Origin of the sequence: Rhizobium sp. R634 (genome assembly GCF_002211305.1) — a bacterium.
Classification (GTDB): Bacteria; Pseudomonadota; Alphaproteobacteria; order Rhizobiales; family Rhizobiaceae; genus Rhizobium.
Map to the genome: position 1 here is coordinate 1 of NZ_LOKW01000015.1, position 15,252 is coordinate 15,252.

Annotated in this window: 15 protein-coding genes and 1 riboswitch; of the genes, 8 read left to right on the forward strand and 7 right to left on the reverse strand. The window is 62.2% G+C overall.

What is annotated here, in order from left to right; all coding sequences use genetic code 11:
* The coding region (locus ATY77_RS17410; protein WP_141103946.1) for an ABC transporter substrate-binding protein at positions 1 to 670 on the reverse strand (670 nt) is incomplete at its 3' end.
* On the opposite strand from ATY77_RS17410, the gene ATY77_RS32915 reads away from it, so the two are divergent.
* The 5 genes from ATY77_RS32915 (at position 572) to queE (ending at position 3,935) form a co-directional block, all read left to right on the forward strand.
* Positions 572 to 934 (forward strand): hypothetical protein, encoded by a 363-nt coding sequence (locus tag ATY77_RS32915; protein ID WP_190237652.1) that lies wholly within the window; start codon positions 572 to 574, stop codon positions 932 to 934. The two genes, ATY77_RS17410 and ATY77_RS32915, sit on opposite strands and share 99 nt — an antisense overlap.
* Positions 935 to 976: 42 nt before the next feature.
* Positions 977 to 2,029 carry a substrate-binding domain-containing protein gene (locus tag ATY77_RS17415; RefSeq protein WP_088688334.1) on the forward strand — a complete coding sequence of 351 codons (1,053 nt, stop codon included), beginning with the start codon at positions 977 to 979 and terminating at the stop codon, positions 2,027 to 2,029.
* 114 nt (positions 2,030 to 2,143) lie between these two features.
* Positions 2,144 to 2,854, forward strand: a complete 711-nt coding sequence (queC, locus tag ATY77_RS17420; protein WP_088688335.1) for a 7-cyano-7-deazaguanine synthase QueC — start codon at positions 2,144 to 2,146, stop codon at positions 2,852 to 2,854.
* On the forward strand, positions 2,854 to 3,210 hold the full coding sequence (gene queD / locus ATY77_RS17425; protein WP_088688336.1) for a 6-carboxytetrahydropterin synthase QueD: 357 nt from the start codon (positions 2,854 to 2,856) through the stop codon (positions 3,208 to 3,210). Before queC ends, queD begins: the two co-directional genes overlap by 1 nt.
* Positions 3,207 to 3,935, forward strand: a complete 729-nt coding sequence (gene queE, locus ATY77_RS17430; RefSeq protein ID WP_088688337.1) for a 7-carboxy-7-deazaguanine synthase QueE — start codon at positions 3,207 to 3,209, stop codon at positions 3,933 to 3,935. The genes queD and queE overlap by 4 nt, the downstream gene beginning before the upstream one ends.
* A gap of 12 nt (positions 3,936 to 3,947) precedes the next feature.
* Here the strand turns inward: queE and ATY77_RS17435 are convergent, their stop codons facing one another.
* The 6 genes from ATY77_RS17435 to ATY77_RS17460 all read right to left on the reverse strand — a co-directional run bounded on the left by ATY77_RS17435 (position 3,948) and on the right by ATY77_RS17460 (position 12,169).
* On the reverse strand, positions 3,948 to 5,171 hold the full coding sequence (locus tag ATY77_RS17435) for an adenylate/guanylate cyclase domain-containing protein (protein ID WP_088688338.1): 1,224 nt from the start codon (positions 5,169 to 5,171) through the stop codon (positions 3,948 to 3,950).
* A gap of 100 nt (positions 5,172 to 5,271) precedes the next feature.
* On the reverse strand, positions 5,272 to 6,246 hold the full coding sequence (nrdF, locus tag ATY77_RS17440; protein ID WP_088688339.1) for a class 1b ribonucleoside-diphosphate reductase subunit beta: 975 nt from the start codon (positions 6,244 to 6,246) through the stop codon (positions 5,272 to 5,274).
* A gap of 179 nt (positions 6,247 to 6,425) precedes the next feature.
* On the reverse strand, positions 6,426 to 8,630 hold the full coding sequence (gene nrdE / locus ATY77_RS17445) for a class 1b ribonucleoside-diphosphate reductase subunit alpha (RefSeq protein ID WP_088688340.1): 2,205 nt from the start codon (positions 8,628 to 8,630) through the stop codon (positions 6,426 to 6,428).
* On the reverse strand, positions 8,609 to 9,013 hold the full coding sequence (gene nrdI, locus ATY77_RS17450; protein WP_088688341.1) for a class Ib ribonucleoside-diphosphate reductase assembly flavoprotein NrdI: 405 nt from the start codon (positions 9,011 to 9,013) through the stop codon (positions 8,609 to 8,611). The genes nrdE and nrdI overlap by 22 nt, the downstream gene beginning before the upstream one ends.
* Positions 9,014 to 9,025: 12 nt before the next feature.
* Positions 9,026 to 9,247 (reverse strand): glutaredoxin-like protein NrdH, encoded by a 222-nt coding sequence (nrdH, locus tag ATY77_RS17455; RefSeq protein WP_088676289.1) that lies wholly within the window; start codon positions 9,245 to 9,247, stop codon positions 9,026 to 9,028.
* 259 nt (positions 9,248 to 9,506) lie between these two features.
* Positions 9,507 to 9,734, reverse strand: a riboswitch (cobalamin riboswitch).
* Between the two features lie 206 nt (positions 9,735 to 9,940).
* On the reverse strand, positions 9,941 to 12,169 hold the full coding sequence (locus tag ATY77_RS17460) for a heavy metal translocating P-type ATPase (RefSeq protein WP_088688342.1): 2,229 nt from the start codon (positions 12,167 to 12,169) through the stop codon (positions 9,941 to 9,943).
* Between the two features lie 71 nt (positions 12,170 to 12,240).
* Between ATY77_RS17460 and ATY77_RS17465 the strand changes: the two genes are divergently transcribed.
* The 3 genes from ATY77_RS17465 (at position 12,241) to ATY77_RS17475 (ending at position 15,085) form a co-directional block, all read left to right on the forward strand.
* A complete protein-coding gene (locus ATY77_RS17465) occupies positions 12,241 to 12,663 on the forward strand; it encodes a helix-turn-helix domain-containing protein (protein ID WP_088688343.1) in 423 nt (140 codons plus the stop codon).
* 72 nt (positions 12,664 to 12,735) lie between these two features.
* Positions 12,736 to 13,944: a TIGR03862 family flavoprotein gene (locus tag ATY77_RS17470; RefSeq protein WP_088688344.1), complete on the forward strand. Its 1,209-nt coding sequence runs from the start codon at positions 12,736 to 12,738 to the stop codon at positions 13,942 to 13,944.
* A gap of 181 nt (positions 13,945 to 14,125) precedes the next feature.
* A complete protein-coding gene (locus ATY77_RS17475; RefSeq protein WP_088688345.1) occupies positions 14,126 to 15,085 on the forward strand; it encodes a helix-turn-helix domain-containing protein in 960 nt (319 codons plus the stop codon).
* Positions 15,086 to 15,252: the final 167 nt, after the last annotated feature.

A 15,252-nucleotide genomic window follows, 5' to 3' on the forward strand; every position in this document is an offset into this window, starting at 1 on the left:
CCGACTTCAGCGATTCCTCGTCGAGATCGTTGAAGGCCTTCTTGTAGAACTCAGGCCCGCCGGTCGACAGCACGATGGAATCGAACATCGTCGCTTCCTGCCAGTTCTGGCCGCCGAGCGCCAAGGGAATGACGCCGGCCGCCTTCGCCTTGTCGAGCAGCGCAATCAGGTCGTCGAAGGTCTTCGGCTCAGTGCCGCCGATCTTGTCCATGACCGCCTTGTTGATCCACAACCAGTTGACCGAATGCACATTGACCGGGGCAGCCACCCACTTGCCGTCATAGACCGAGAACTTCTGCAGGGCCGCCGGCACCGACTTGTCCCAGCCTTCCTTCTTGGCCGTCTCGGTCAGGTCGCCCATGACGCCGGCCTGGGCATAGTCGAGCACGGTATAACCCAGCATCTGCGAAGCCGTCGGATAGGTGCCCGCCGCCACCATCGCCTTCAGCGCCGTCATCGCCGCATCACCGCCGCCGCCGGCAACCGGAACGTCCTTCCAGGCAAAACCCTCCTTCGACAGATCCTCCTTCAGGACGTTCAAAGCAGCCGCCTCGCCGCCCGACGTCCACCAGTGAAGCATCTGGACTTCCTTGACGTCAGCGGCCTGCGCCGCACCAATGCCAGCCATCATCACGACAGCAATCGCCGCCGAGCTCATAAACTTGCGCATGAATTTCCTCCCATTGAGATCGGCGGCGGGCCCTCCCTGCCGCCCGATGCTTTCCGCCATTGCGGCGGTCGGCATACAGCCGCGCTCCTCCGCGCGGTTGATCATTTAAAACGTTATAAGCACATGATCGTCAAGCCCTTTCTCGGCTCCCGAGAAAAATATGGTTATTTCGCTATCCGATTGATTCTTATGGAGTTTACTACCATGCCTAATACGGCGTTAAAATTTAAAACGTTTTCATTCGCTGATTGCGCACCCGGGTGATCGTGTTATTGTATCGGCAATTCCAGCGTGGAAAGCGAAGTAGTGACTGGACCGCCCCGGCCGCAGCGCGGCGAAAATATCGATATTCCTCACAAGCGCGGCAAGCCGACCTTGCGGACGATCGCCACGATCGCCGGGCTGGCAGTGACGACGGTATCGCGAGCGCTCTCCGACGCGCCGCAGATTTCGCTCGAGACCCGCCAGCGCGTGCATCGCATCGCCCGGGAAATCGGCTATCTCCCCGATCGGGCCGCCCAGCGGCTGAAGACCGGCCGCACCAACGTCATCGCCATTCTGCTCGATCCCCACGAGGAAGTCGTCGGCTTCACCACCTCGATCATGTACGGCATCGCCAAGGCGCTGAAGGAAACCTCCTACCATCTTGTCGTCGCCCCGAACTTCCTGTCGACGACCAATGCCGAGGCCGCCGACTACATCATCCGCAACCACCTCGCCGACGGGCTGATCTTCACGCGCACCGAACCGCTCGATGCCCGTGTGCGCCTGCTGCTCGAAACCGGCTTTCCCTTCATCTGTCACGGCCGCACGGAGTTTTCGACGCCGCATCCCTATGTCGACTATGACAATTTCACCTTCGCCTATGAGGCGACGCGCCGGCTGATCGTAAAGGACCGGAAAAAAGTGGCGGTCATCCTGCCGCCGAAACGGCTGACCTTCTGCCAACATATCCTGCACGGTTTCATGACGGCGGTACGGGAAGCGGGCATCGCCTATGAGATCCCCGAAGCGGTCGACCTCGATACGCCGGCGGATGTGCTGCGTGATTTCATCCGCGCCCGCGCCGCCGCTCCGGATGCGCCCGACGGCTTCATCTGTCCCGGCGAAGTCTCCGCGCTTGCCGTCATCAGCGGCATGAGCGATGCCGGCCTGACACTCGCCGCAGACTACGACATCGTCGCCAAGGAAACCTCCCGGCTTCTGACCCAGTTGCAGCCAAAGGTCGACACCATCCACGAGGACCTGACGGCGGCGGGCGAAGATCTCGGCCGCATGCTGCTGCAGCGCATCAACAATCCGGACGCCGAGGATCTGCACCTGCTGCTGCCGCCGCAGATCAACTTTCCGATCGGGTAGCCCGCTCGGCTCGAATACCCTTATATTAAGTGGTTTTCATCGCGCGCGTTTTGTCCTAGAAGCGCGCCCGTAATCCGGTCGCAGCCCACCCGGTCAAAACAAGGGATCCAAAATATGAAAACCATTGTCGTCTGCTCCGGCGGACTCGACTCCGTTTCGCTTGCCCATAGGATGGCAGCGGAACAACAGCTTATCGGCCTCGTCTCCTTCGACTACGGCCAGCGGCATCGCAAGGAACTCGACTTCGCCGCCAAATGCGCCGCGCGCCTTGCCGTACCCCATCACATCATCGACATCGCTGCCATCGGCGGCCATCTCAGCGGATCGGCACTGACCGACAATGTCGAGGTCCCCGACGGCCATTATGCCGAGGAAACCATGAAGGCCACCGTGGTACCGAACCGCAATGCCATCATGCTGGCCATCGCGTTCGGCCTTGCCGCCGCGCAGAAAGCGGATGCCGTTGCCGTCGCCGTGCATGGCGGCGACCACTTCATCTATCCGGACTGCCGGCCGGGCTTCATCGATGCGTTCCAGCAGATGCAGAACCAAGCGCTGGACGGTTATGCCAGCGTCAAACTGCTGGCGCCCTATGTCGATCTTCCCAAAGCGGCGATCGTGACCGACGGCGCAAAACACGGCACACCGTTTGCCGAGACCTGGTCCTGCTACAAAGGCGGCAACCTCCATTGCGGGCGCTGTGGAACCTGCGTCGAACGCCGCGAAGCCTTCCATCTTGCCGGCGTCGCCGATCCGACGGAATACGGGGACCGCGACTTCTGGAAAGCGGCCGTGTCGCAATATGCCGCGACGGAGGTGCGTTGATGTACCGCATCACCAAGGAATTTCACCTTTCCGCGTCGCATCAGTTGCATCACCTGCCGGCCGAGCATCAATGTGCCCGGCTGCACGGCCACAACTATGTCGTGGTCGTCGAGCTTTCCGCGGAAAGCCTGAACGATGACGGCTTCGTTCGCGACTATCACGACCTTTCGCCGCTCAAGCGCTATATCGACGAGGCGCTCGATCATCGCCATCTGAACGACGTCTTCGGCCACTCGAAGGTGACGTCCGAATTCCTCGCCAAGCATTTCTACGACTGGTGCAAAGAGCGCTTTTCGGAGACTTCGTGCGTGCGCGTCAGCGAGACGCCGAAGACCTGGGCGGAGTACAGGCCATGAGCGCGGAGACCATCCGCGTCAGCGAGATCTTCGGCCCGACCATACAGGGCGAAGGCGCCTTGATCGGCCTGCCGACCGTATTCGTCAGGACCGGCGGCTGCGACTACCGCTGCTCCTGGTGCGATAGCCTTCATGCGGTCGACAGCGCCTTCCGGGATCAATGGGTCCCCATGTCGGTCGAGGCGATCTGGCAGGAGGTCACGGCACTCTCCGGAGGCAAGCCGATGACGGTTTCCCTGTCCGGCGGCAATCCGGCGATCCAGCCCCTGGGACCGCTGATCGAACTCGGCCATTCCAAGGGATACCGCTTCGCGCTGGAAACGCAGGGAAGCATCGCCCGGAACTGGTTTCGCGACCTCGACATGCTGGTCTTAAGCCCCAAGCCGCCGTCAAGCGGAATGCAGACGGACTGGGGCGAGGTCGACAACTGCCTTCGGCTGACCGCCGGCGGACCGGAGATCGCATTGAAGATCGTCGTCTTCGACGATGCCGACTATGCATTCGCCAGAGAGACGGGCCAGCGCTATCCCTATATTCCCTTGTTCCTGCAGCCGGGCAATCACACGCCGCCGCCGCTCGAAGACGACGACGCGCGCATCGACATGGATGGCGTGATGGATCGCATGCACTGGCTTGTCGAAAAGGTGACGGCCGACCGATGGTTTTCGCCGCGCGTGCTGCCGCAGCTGCACGTGCTGCTCTGGGGAAACAAACGAGGGGTGTGAATCCCCGTCCGTCTACCGCTCCGGAAAAGCGAAGACATCGACAGGCTCTCCGAGCCCGCGCAGCGGGAAGGTGCCGAGACTGTCCATGTCTTTGGCGCAGCCCGCCATTTCGACGAAGGCCCGCGACAGCAGCACCGGACGCTTGACCTCCTTGGTCAGGCTTTCCAGCCGCGAGGCGACATTGACCGCCGGGCCAATGACGGTGAAATCCAGCCGCCGGCGCGAGCCGATATTGCCGTACATGACGTCGCCGACATGCACGCCGACGCCGTAGCGCAGCGGTTCGCGGGCCATGCGCGCGTGCTGCTCGTTCAGTTCGGCCATCGACGCCTGCCCTTCGCGGATCGCCTGCAGCAGATCGGCACAGGCCGTATCCTTGCTGAGCGGGAAAATTGCCAGCAATCCGTCGCCCATGAATTTGAGGATCTCTCCGCCATAACGTTCGATCGGATCCGACATCGCGTCGAAATAGTCGTTGAGCAGATGGATGACGTCGTCGCGCGGCCAGAGATCGGAGATCGCCGTAAAATCGCGCAGATCGCAGATCATGATTGCCGCGCCGACGGTGGCGCCGCTGCCGCGCGTCGTCACACCCGACAGGATCTGCTCGCTCGCATGCGGCCCGACATAGGTCTGCAGCAGCGTGCGCGCCATGATGTTCTTCAGCCTGATTTCGCTGACGAGGGTCAGCGCCGGCAGGAGATCGCGCAGGAAATCGGTATGCTCACTGGTAAAGCCGCCCGGCCGGCTGGTGGAAAACGTCACGACGTGGCGTTTGCCGAAAGTATGCTCGACCGGCCAAGCGATGTACTCCGTCAGGCCTTCGTCACGCAGTTCCTGGAAGAATGAATCCTCCTCGCTGTCGGCCGGGCCTTCCAACTGTCTGCGCACCTCCTCCGCGCCCTGATGGATCGCGTTGACGGGGCTCTTCAGGAACTCCGGCGTGGTTTCGACACCGTAGGCGAATGTGTTGATCTTCGCCTCCGTCATCCCCTCCTTCCAGAGGATGCGGGCACCGATCCATTGCGGATGGTTGGTCCTGAAATGCAGCGTCGCGCGCGCCAGCGGCACCCCTGCGGCCAGGAGCTTCTCGCACATCGCCACCAGGATATTGTCGATGAAGCGCTCGCCGCGCGTCTCGTTCACCAGCCAGTCGAGGATCCGCCTCCGGCGGATCGGCCAGGCCCCTTCGCCCGTTTCAACCGCAACCCCGGCCTCGTTCAACAAAGAAGACATCCAAACCCCGCTACGCCGCATTATCGACGAGTACCGAATTCAATTGCCGTGAATGTGGTCGATGCGGAAGCAAATAATAAGGGGAGACTGCAATTAAGTCTCAGAAATCCCAATCCTCGTCCTCGGTGGCAACCGCCTTGCCGATCACATAGGAGGAGCCGGAGCCCGAGAAGAAGTCGTGGTTCTCGTCGGCATTCGGCGACAGCGCCGAGAGGATCGCCGGATTGACCTTGCAGGCTTCAGCCGGGAAAAGCGGCTCGTAGCCGAGGTTCATCAGCGCCTTGTTGGCGTTGTAATGCAGGAATTTCTTGACGTCCTCGGTCAACCCGACGCCGTCATAGAGCGCTTCGGTATATCGCGCCTCGTTGTCGTAGAGTTCGAGCAAGAGGTCGAAGGCGAAATCCTTGATCTCCTGCCGGCGCCCCTCGGACAGCCGCTCCAGCCCCCGCTGGAACTTGTAGCCGATATAATAGCCGTGCACCGCCTCGTCCCGGATGATCAGGCGGATCATGTCGGCCGTGTTGGTGAGCTTCGCCCGGCTCGACCAGTACATCGGCAGATAGAAGCCGGAATAGAACAGGAAGCTTTCCAGGAAGACGCTCGCAACCTTCTTCTTCAAGGGATCGCCGGAGGCATATTGCTCCATGATCAGCGCCGATTTCCGCTGCAGGAACTCGTTTTCCTCCGACCAGCGATAGGCATCGTCGACATCGGGCGTGAGGCACAGCGTCGAGAAGATCGACGAATAGGAACGCGCATGCACCGCCTCCATGAAGGAGACGTTGGAAAGCACCGCCTCCTCATGCGGCGTCACCGCATCCTCCATCAGCCTGACCGCGCCGACGCCGTTCTGGATCGTGTCGAGCAACGTCAGCCCGGTGAAGACGCGGATCGTCAGCTGCTGCTCCGCCGTCGTCAGTGTCGCCCAGGAGGGGATGTCGTTCGACAGCGGCACCTTTTCCGGCAGCCAAAAATTGCCGGTCAGCCGGTTCCAGACTTCGAGATCCTTGTCGTCCTCGATGCGGTTCCAGTTGATGGCGCGCACGCGGCTGATTGGCTTCATGGATATGTTCATTGGGTGGTCTTTCTTCCACAAATTCTAACGGAGTGCGGGGCCCCCTCACCCTGCCCTCTCCCTGCTGGGGAGAGGGGAACGCCATGCAATCGGCTTGTCTCTTCTCCCCATCGGGGAGAAGGTGCCGGCAGGCGGATGAGGGGGCTACAAGCTCGAAACTCTCGGCCAGCAGCGCAAAATCACAGCGTACAAGACACGCAGCCCTGCACCTCGGTGCCGGACAGCGCCATCTGGCGAAGGCGGATGTAGTAGATCGTTTTGATGCCCTTCCTCCAGGCGTAGATCTGCGCCTTGTTGATGTCGCGCGTCGTCGCCGTGTCGCGGAAGAACAGGGTCAGCGACAGCCCCTGGTCGACATGTTGGGTCGCCGCCGCATAGGTATCGATGATCTTCTCCGCCCCGATCTCGTAGGCATCCTGATAATAATCGAGATTGTCTTTGGTCATGAACGGCGCCGGATAATAGACGCGGCCGATCTTGCCTTCCTTGCGGATCTCGATCTTCGAGACGATCGGATGGATCGAGGAGGTCGAGTGGTTGATATAGGAGATCGACCCCGTCGGCGGCACCGCCTGCAGGTTCTGGTTATAGAGGCCGGAGGCCATGACAGCCTTCTTCAGCGCCGCCCAGTCTTCCTGTGTCGGAATATGAATGCCGGCATCGTCGAACAGCGCCTGCACCTTCCCGGTCGCCGGCCTCCATTCCTGTTCTGTATATTTGTCGAAATAGTCACCGGAGGCGTATTTCGAATTTTCGAAGCCCTTGAAGCTCTGGCCCCGCTCGACCGCCAGCAGGTTGGAGGCGCGGATCGCGTGGTAAGTCACCGTATAGAAATAGATGTTGGTAAAATCGACGCCTTCCTCCGAGCCGTAGAAGATGCGTTCGCGGGCGAGATAGCCATGCAGGTTCATCTGGCCGAGGCCGATCGCATGGCTTTCGTCGTTGCCCTTCTCGATCGACGGCACCGAGGCGATATGGCTCATGTCGGAGACGGCCGTCAGCGCCCGGATGGACGTCTCGATCGTCTTGCCGAAATCGCCGGAATCCATGGCCGCCGCAATGTTCAGTGAGCCGAGATTGCAGGAAATATCCTTGCCGAGATGCTTGTAGGAGAGGTCGTCATTATATTCGCTCGCCTCGCTCACCTGCAGGATCTCCGAGCAGAGATTGCTCATGGAGATGCGGCCCGCGACCGGGTTCGCCTGGTTCACCGTGTCCTCGAACATGAGGTAGGGATAGCCGCTTTCGAACTGGATTTCGGCGATCACCTGGAAGAATTCGCGCGCCTTGATCTTCTCTTTCGAGATGCGGGCGTCCGCCACCATCTCGCGGTACTTTTCCGTCACCGAAATCTCGGTGAAAGGCACGCCATAGACGCGTTCAACATCGTAAGGCGAGAAGAGGTACATATCCTCATTGTTCTTGGCGAGTTCGAAGGTGATGTCGGGCACGACGACACCGAGCGACAGCGTCTTGATGCGGATCTTCTCGTCGGCATTTTCGCGCTTGGTATCGAGGAAACGCATGATGTCGGGGTGATGCGCATTGAGATAGACCGCGCCCGCCCCCTGCCTGGCACCGAGCTGGTTGGCATAGGAGAAGCTGTCTTCGAGCAGCTTCATCACCGGGATGATGCCCGACGACTGGTTTTCGATCTGCTTGATCGGCGCACCGGCCTCGCGGATGTTGGTTAGCGACAGCGCCACGCCGCCGCCGCGCTTCGACAGCTGCAGCGCCGAATTGATGGACCGGCCGATCGATTCCATGTTGTCCTCGACCCGCAGCAGGAAGCAGGAAACGAGTTCGCCGCGCTGCTTCTTGCCGGCGTTGAGGAAGGTCGGGGTCGCCGGCTGGAAACGGCCGGAAATGATCTCGTCGACCATATCGCGGGCAAGTGCCTCGTCACCGCGTGCCAGGGTCAGCGCCACCATGCAGATGCGGTCCTCGTAGCGCTCGAGATAGCGTTTTCCGTCGAAGGTCTTCAGCGTGTAGCTGGTGTAATATTTGAAGGCGCCGAGAAAGGTCGGGAACCGGAATTTGCTCGCATAGGCCTGGTCGAAAAGGTCGCGGACGAAATTGAAGGAATACTGGTCGAGAACCTCCTGCTCGTAATAGCCCTCGGTCACGAGGTAATCGAGCTTTTCCCGAAGATTGTGAAAGAACACCGTGTTCTGGTTCACATGCTGCAGGAAATACTGCTTCGCCGCCAGGCGGTCCTTGTCGAGCTGGATCCTGCCCTCATCGTCATAAAGGTTCAGCATCGCGTTCAGCGCGTGATAGTCGAGCGTTTCCGTCGCTTTCAAAGGGCGTTCGCCGGCGGGATGAGCAAAAGTGTTATGCGGTTTTGCGCCCGCATCCCGCGTCAGAGTTGTTCCCGTGTCCAAAACCGCTCCAATCCGTATCTGACGTTGACGACGTCCTCCTCCGTGCCGATGAGCTCGAACCTGTAGAGGTAAGGCACCTGGCATTTCCGCGAGATCACGTCGCCGGCAAGCCCGTATGTCTCGCCGAAATTGCTGCTGCCCGCGGCGATCACGCCGCGGATGTGTCCTCGGTTCTCCGCATCGTTGAGGAAACGAATCACCTGCTTGGGAACGGCCCCCTTGCCGCCGTCGCCGCTATAGGTCGGCACGACAAGCACGAAGGGTTCGCGGACATGGAACGCGTCTGCGCCGCTTGCGGGAATGCGCGCCGCGCGCAGCCCGAGCCTGGCGACAAATCGATGGGTGTTTTCGGATCGGCTGGAATAGTAGACGATCAGGCCCATCGCCTTTCCCGATCAGGAGAGCGCGCTGATCATGTCTGGACGGAACCCCGCCCAATGCTGCTCGCCGGCAACGACGACGGGAACCTGCATGTAGCCCATGCCGCGCACACGATCGAGCGCTTCGGCATCCTCGGAGATATCGACGATGTCGTAATCGACGCCCAGGCGGTCGAGGGCGCGGTAGGTGGCGGTGCACTGAACGCAGGCGGGTTTGCTGTAGACGGTAACGCTCATCATCTTCCTCGTGATCTCAATGAATTCAGAACGCAGAACTCGGATCGGGCGCCTTACGGCGTCCGGGGCAACGTTTGATAATGGTCTGGCAAAGTTGGCGTCTTAAACGCCCGATATGGTCCCTCTCGGAATCAGCGCGGGCGGCGGCCTTAATATTCTCGACATGACTTCAACCCCGAAGTGCTCATGCGGACGTTCGGGCAACGCAGCAGGCACGGATCATTCCGCTTCATGCACGCGACCTTCCGGACACCCCGCCCGTGGACATCTCGTGCAAGGCAGGTCTCCTGGCTTGCGGGTCGAAGCACCCTGTCCCCAGCCTTCCCAAGGCATCATGCCTCAGTGACCTGAAATCGGACAGTTGCTCGCCGCTTACAGTTGCGGGGGCAGCTCCGGCCTTGTCCCGCCCTCATGGCGGAACGCACCGTATTCCCGTCTTAGCCCGCGATTCTCACGAATCGAAGGAACCTTGAACACTAGATATAGTACGCGAATCCAAGACAGCGTCAATGGATGGTTGGCGCATCGCGTTACGAGAGGTTTGAAATCGCTGCGTTCCTGTGAAAAACATGGATAACAAAAGCTTAAACAAAATGGGCTGTGGAGAAGATCGGAACGAAAAGAGTCGGCCTATAGCCGGCTCTGCGATCTTCGATTCCGGATCGCCTCGAATCGAGCCGAATAGGCAAACGCCTATCCCCTTATCCGAAGCAGCCGGAGCGCATTGATCGTCACCAGCACAGTGGCGCCGGTATCGGCCAGAATCGCCGGCCAGAGCCCGGTGATGCCGGCAATGGTCGTGACCAGGAACACCGCCTTCAGTCCGAGCGCGATGGTAATATTCTCCAGGATATTGCGCATCGTTCGCTGCGACAGCGCGATCATCCGCGCCACGTCGCCGACGCGTCCGTGCAGCACGGCGGCATCGGCCGTCTCCAGCGCCACATCGGTGCCGCCGCCCATGGCGATGCCGATATCGGCGGCCGCCAGCGCCGGCGCGTCGTTGATGCCGTCGCCGACCTTGGCAACGATGAAGCCCTGGCGTTTCAATTCGCCGACGACCTTCTGCTTGTCCTCGGGCATCATCTCGCCGCGCCAGTCGATGCCGAGCATGCCGGCAACGGCTGCCGCCGTCCGCTTGTTGTCGCCCGTCAGCATCATCGTCTTGACGCCCGCCGATTTCAGCACCGAAAGCCCGGCTTCGGCATCCTCGCGCGGCTCGTCGCGCATGGCGAGCAGGCCGGCTGCCGCGCCATTGACGAGCAGCACCGACACGCTCTTGCCCTCGTCGTTCAACGCGGTGATGCGCGCATCCTGGTCTCCATCGAGCGCCCCGCGCTCGCGAGTGGCGGACGGCGACAGCAGATCCAGGGTCTCACCGCCCACCTTGCCGGTGACGCCCTTGCCCGGCAGCGCCTCCAGCTCGAAGGCCGGCGGCACGGGAACACCGTCGGCCTTGGCGCGGTTGAGGATGGCGAGCGCCAGGGGATGGCTGGAGCCCTGCTCCAGCACCGCCGCGCGCGACAGAACCTGCGCTTCGCTCAAGCCGAAGGAAACGATGTCCGTCACCTGCGGCTTGCCTTCCGTCAGCGTGCCCGTCTTGTCGAAGGCGACCATCGTCACCTTCCCGAGGCTTTCCAGCACCGCGCCGCCCTTCATCAGCAGCCCGCGCCGCGCGCCTGCGGAAAGCGAGGCGGCGATCGCCGCCGGCGTCGAGATGACGAGCGCGCAAGGGCAGCCGATCAGCAGGATGGCAAGGCCCTTGTAGATCCATTCGTCCCACGCGCCGGAAAGGAACAGCGGCGGAACCACCGCGACGAGTGCTGCAACCACCACCACGCCGGGCGTGTAATAGCGCGAAAAGCGGTCGATGAAGCGCTCCGTCGGCGCCTTCGATTCTTGCGCCTCTTCCACCAGCTTGATGACGCGGGCGATGGTGTTGTCAGCCGCGGCCGCGGTGACGCGAACCCGGAGCACCGCATCGCCATTCACCGTTCCGGCAAAGACCAGGGCATCGACACCCTTGCGCACCGGCGTGCTTTCGCCCGTCACCGGCGCCTCGTCGATCGCACTCTCGCCCGATATGATGACGCCGTCCGCAGAAATACGATCGCCGGGACGCACCATGATGATCGCGCCGACGGCAAGGCTTTCCGCCGGCACCTCTCGCGTTTGCCCATTGTCTTCGAGCAAAGCGTTCTTCGGCACCAGGGTCGTCAGCGATTGAATGCTTTCGCGCGCCTTGCCCGCAGCCACGCCTTCCAGCAGCTCGCCGACGAGGAACAGAAACACGACGGTCGCCGCCTCCTCACCCGCATTGATGATGACGGCGCCGACAGCGGCGATCGTCATCAGCATCTCGATCGAAAACGGCGTGCCCGAAAGCGCCGCCATGATAGCCCGCCGCGCGATCGGCACCAGACCGACCAGCATGGCGACGATGAAAGCATAGGATCCGATCGCGGGCACGAGATGGCCTACGGCATAGGCGGCAATCAGCGCAGCACCCGAGACAATGGTCAGCCGGCCCTTCCTGCTCTGCCACCACGGACCTGTCGTCGGCCCATGGTCATGCCCATGCAGGCCCTCGATTTCCTTCTCGGCATGATCATGATCATGATTGTGATCGCCATGGTCATGCCCCGCGTGATCATGGCCGTGATGATCGTCCGATCCGTGGTTTTGCGTCGGCGCACCGCTTCCGGCAAAGGGCGAGACCGAATAACCGAGCCCCGTCACTTTCTTCTCGATCGCCTTGAGGTCGCTGCTGCCGTCGTGCCGGACGGTCATCGTGCCTGCCACCACCGAGACGGAAACATCGGCAACGCCCGCCACCCGCCTGACCGCCGCGTCGATCTTGCTCGCGCAGGCGGCGCAATCCATGCCGCCGACCCGGTATCGCGTCTCGTTCGTCTCAGCCATGATCCGCTTCCTTGTCAAACAGAAGCACCTCTCCTACATCCTCTAGCGACTAGAGGTGCAAGAGGAAAATCATGAAAAAGATCACGATCGGCGAAGCCGCTCGCCGGAGCGGGGTCAAGGTGCCGACGGTGCGCTACTACGAGAGCATCGGCCTGCTCGCGGCCCCAAGCCGCAGCGAGGGCAACCAGCGCTCCTTTGAACCCGCCGATATCAGCCGCCTCGCCTTCATCCGCCACGCCCGCGAACTCGGCTTCGAGATCGACGCGATCCGCACGCTGCTCACCCTGCAGGACGATCCGAACCAGTCCTGCGCCTCGGCCGATGCCATCGCCAAGGCGCGCCTCGTCGAGGTCGAGCAGCGCATCCGCAGCCTGATGGCTTTGAAGGCCGAGCTGGAAACCATGGTGGAAGGCTGCGGCCACGGCCGCGTCGACCAATGCCGTGTCATCGAGGTTCTCGCCGATCACGGCCAATGCACGCATTCGCACCATTGATCAGCCTGCGCCCTTGCAGGTGATCCGCCCTCACGCCAAAACTGCATCAGAAAGAATCGGGCGAAGACATCCATGAACCAGAAGCGGGTTGCGATCATCGGCGGCGGCCCGGCGGGCCTTGCGGCTGCCGAACTGCTTTCGCTCTCCGGCCATCTGGTGACGGTCTACGACGCCATGCCGACCTTCGCCCGCAAGTTTCTGCTGGCCGGCAAGTCGGGGCTCAACATCACCCATTCCGAGGACTATATCAGTTTCGTCACGCGCTTCGGCCCGGCCTCCGCCCGCCTGCGCCCGGCGCTCGATGCCTTTACGCCTGACGATATCAGGCATTGGGCCGCAGAACTGGGAACGGAAACCTTCATCGGTTCGTCCGGCCGGGTTTTTCCGAAAGTGATGAAGGCCTCGCCCTTGCTGCGCGCCTGGCTCAGGCGGCTGGAGCAGCAGGGCGTCACGCTGCGCACCCGCCACCGCTGGACCGGCTTTGCGGGGGAAGGCTATGTTTTCGAAACGCCCGAGGGGCGCAGCATCGTCCATTGCGATGCGGCTTTACTGGCGCTCGGCGGCGCAAGCTGGCCGCGCCTTGGTTCCGATGCCCACTGGCTGCCCTGGTTGACCGAGAAAGGTGTCGAGATCGACGCCTTCCGGCCCGCCAATTGCGGCTTCGTCGTCGGCTGGAGCGAGAGCTTCCGCGAACGCTTCGCCGGCGAGCCGGTGAAATCGGTCACCGCCACCTCCGAGGCCGGCACCTTTCCCGGCGAATTCGTCATCACCGCAAGCGGCATCGAGGGCAGTCTTGTTTATGCCCATGCGGCCAGCTTGCGCGACCGGCTGCAGAGCCAGGGCAGCGCCGCGCTGACGCTCGACCTCGCCCCGGGCCGGACGGCTGAAAGACTGGCGCGCGATCTGGCGCGACAGGATGCCAAATCCAGCTTCTCCAACCGCCTGCGCAAGGGCGCCGGCCTCGACGGCGTCAAGGCGGCGTTGCTGCGGGAACTCCTTCCCGAGCGCGACCGCACCGATGCCGGGCGCCTCGCCGGTACGATCAAGGCCCTGCCGGTGCCGGTTCTCGACACCCGGCCGATCGGCGAGGCGATTTCTTCGGCCGGCGGCATCCGCTGGAGCGGCATCGACGACGGTTTCATGCTGAAAGCGCTGCCGGGCACCTTCGTCGCGGGTGAGATGCTCGACTGGGAAGCGCCGACCGGCGGTTATCTCCTCACCGCCTGCCTTGCGACCGGCCGCGCAGCCGCGCGCGGCATCGAAGACTGGCTGTTGCGGTAGAAGCCACTGATTTTAAAGCGGATCCAGATCAAAGACGCGGCGCATGATGCCGTGCGAGGATTGCTCACGCTTTTCAGCATAAAGCCCGGCCTGGGTGAGGAGGCGGGCGGCCATCGATGCCTCCAATTGCAAACCGGCCGCTTTTCTATCAGACTATGCTGAAGTTCCGTGGGAGGAGCAGATGCACGAACAGTCAGCGCACGCAGAGCATGTCTACACCTCTGCGCATCGGAATTCCGCTGCCGCGAGTTCGCCGATCGTGGCCTCCTGGCGCCGATGCATGACCATGCATCAGCTGGCTCCCGAAGAAGAACGTGCGCCTCTGCGTCTTACCGACGACGAATTCCGGCGTGCGCGCGAGCAGTCCGAACGGCTGGTCGCCGGCGCGACCGACGAGCTCGACCGCCTCTTCACCACCGTCGGCAAAGCCGGCTGCTGCATCCTGCTGACCGACAGGAACGGTATTGCGTTGGAGCGCCGGGGGGCGGCCGGCGACGATAAGGACTTCCGCGATCTCGGCCTCTGGACGGGCACGGTGTGGACCGAAGCCAGCATCGGCACCAACGGCATCGGCACCGCGCTTGCCGACGAACGCGCCGTCGCCATCTTCCGCGATCAGCATTTCTTCTGCTCGAATATCCGCTTGAGCTGCACGACGGCGCCGATCCGCGATCATCGCGGTGAACTCGCCGCGGCCCTCGACATCTCGACATGCCGGGAAGACGTCAACGAAATGACGCTGGCGATCCTGACGCAGACCGTGCGCGATGCGGCGATGCGCATCGAACTCAACCTCTTCCGTTCGGCCTTCGCCGGCGCCCGTTTCCTGATGGTCCCGGCCGGGGCCAATTCCGCCGCCGCCCTGCTTGCGGTCGACAGGCACGACCTCGTGCTTGGCGCAACACGGGCCGCCCGTATCGCTCTGCAGCTCGACGACAAGCGGATCGCAGCCGGCATCCCGGCCGCCGATGCGCTGCATGAGGCAAGCGTCTCACAGCAGGAAGAGATCGTCGAGGCGGAAAAGGCGGCCCTGTTGCGGGCGCTGTCGCGCACCAGCGGCAACGTTTCCCAGGCGGCAACCGCGCTCGGCATAAGCCGCGCCACCCTGCACCGGAAGATGAAGAAATTCGACCTCCACTGAGCGGACGCCCGAAGGTTCCGCCGACACGGGCAGTCACGGCGCGATCCTGTCGCAAGTCTGCGACACTGTGCAGTGCAGTATTGGTGCCGCGCCCTATTCCCTTCGACAAAACGCGCACATTTTCCTCCCACTGGTTCGCTTCGGAACCTGATCATCAAGGGAGGATG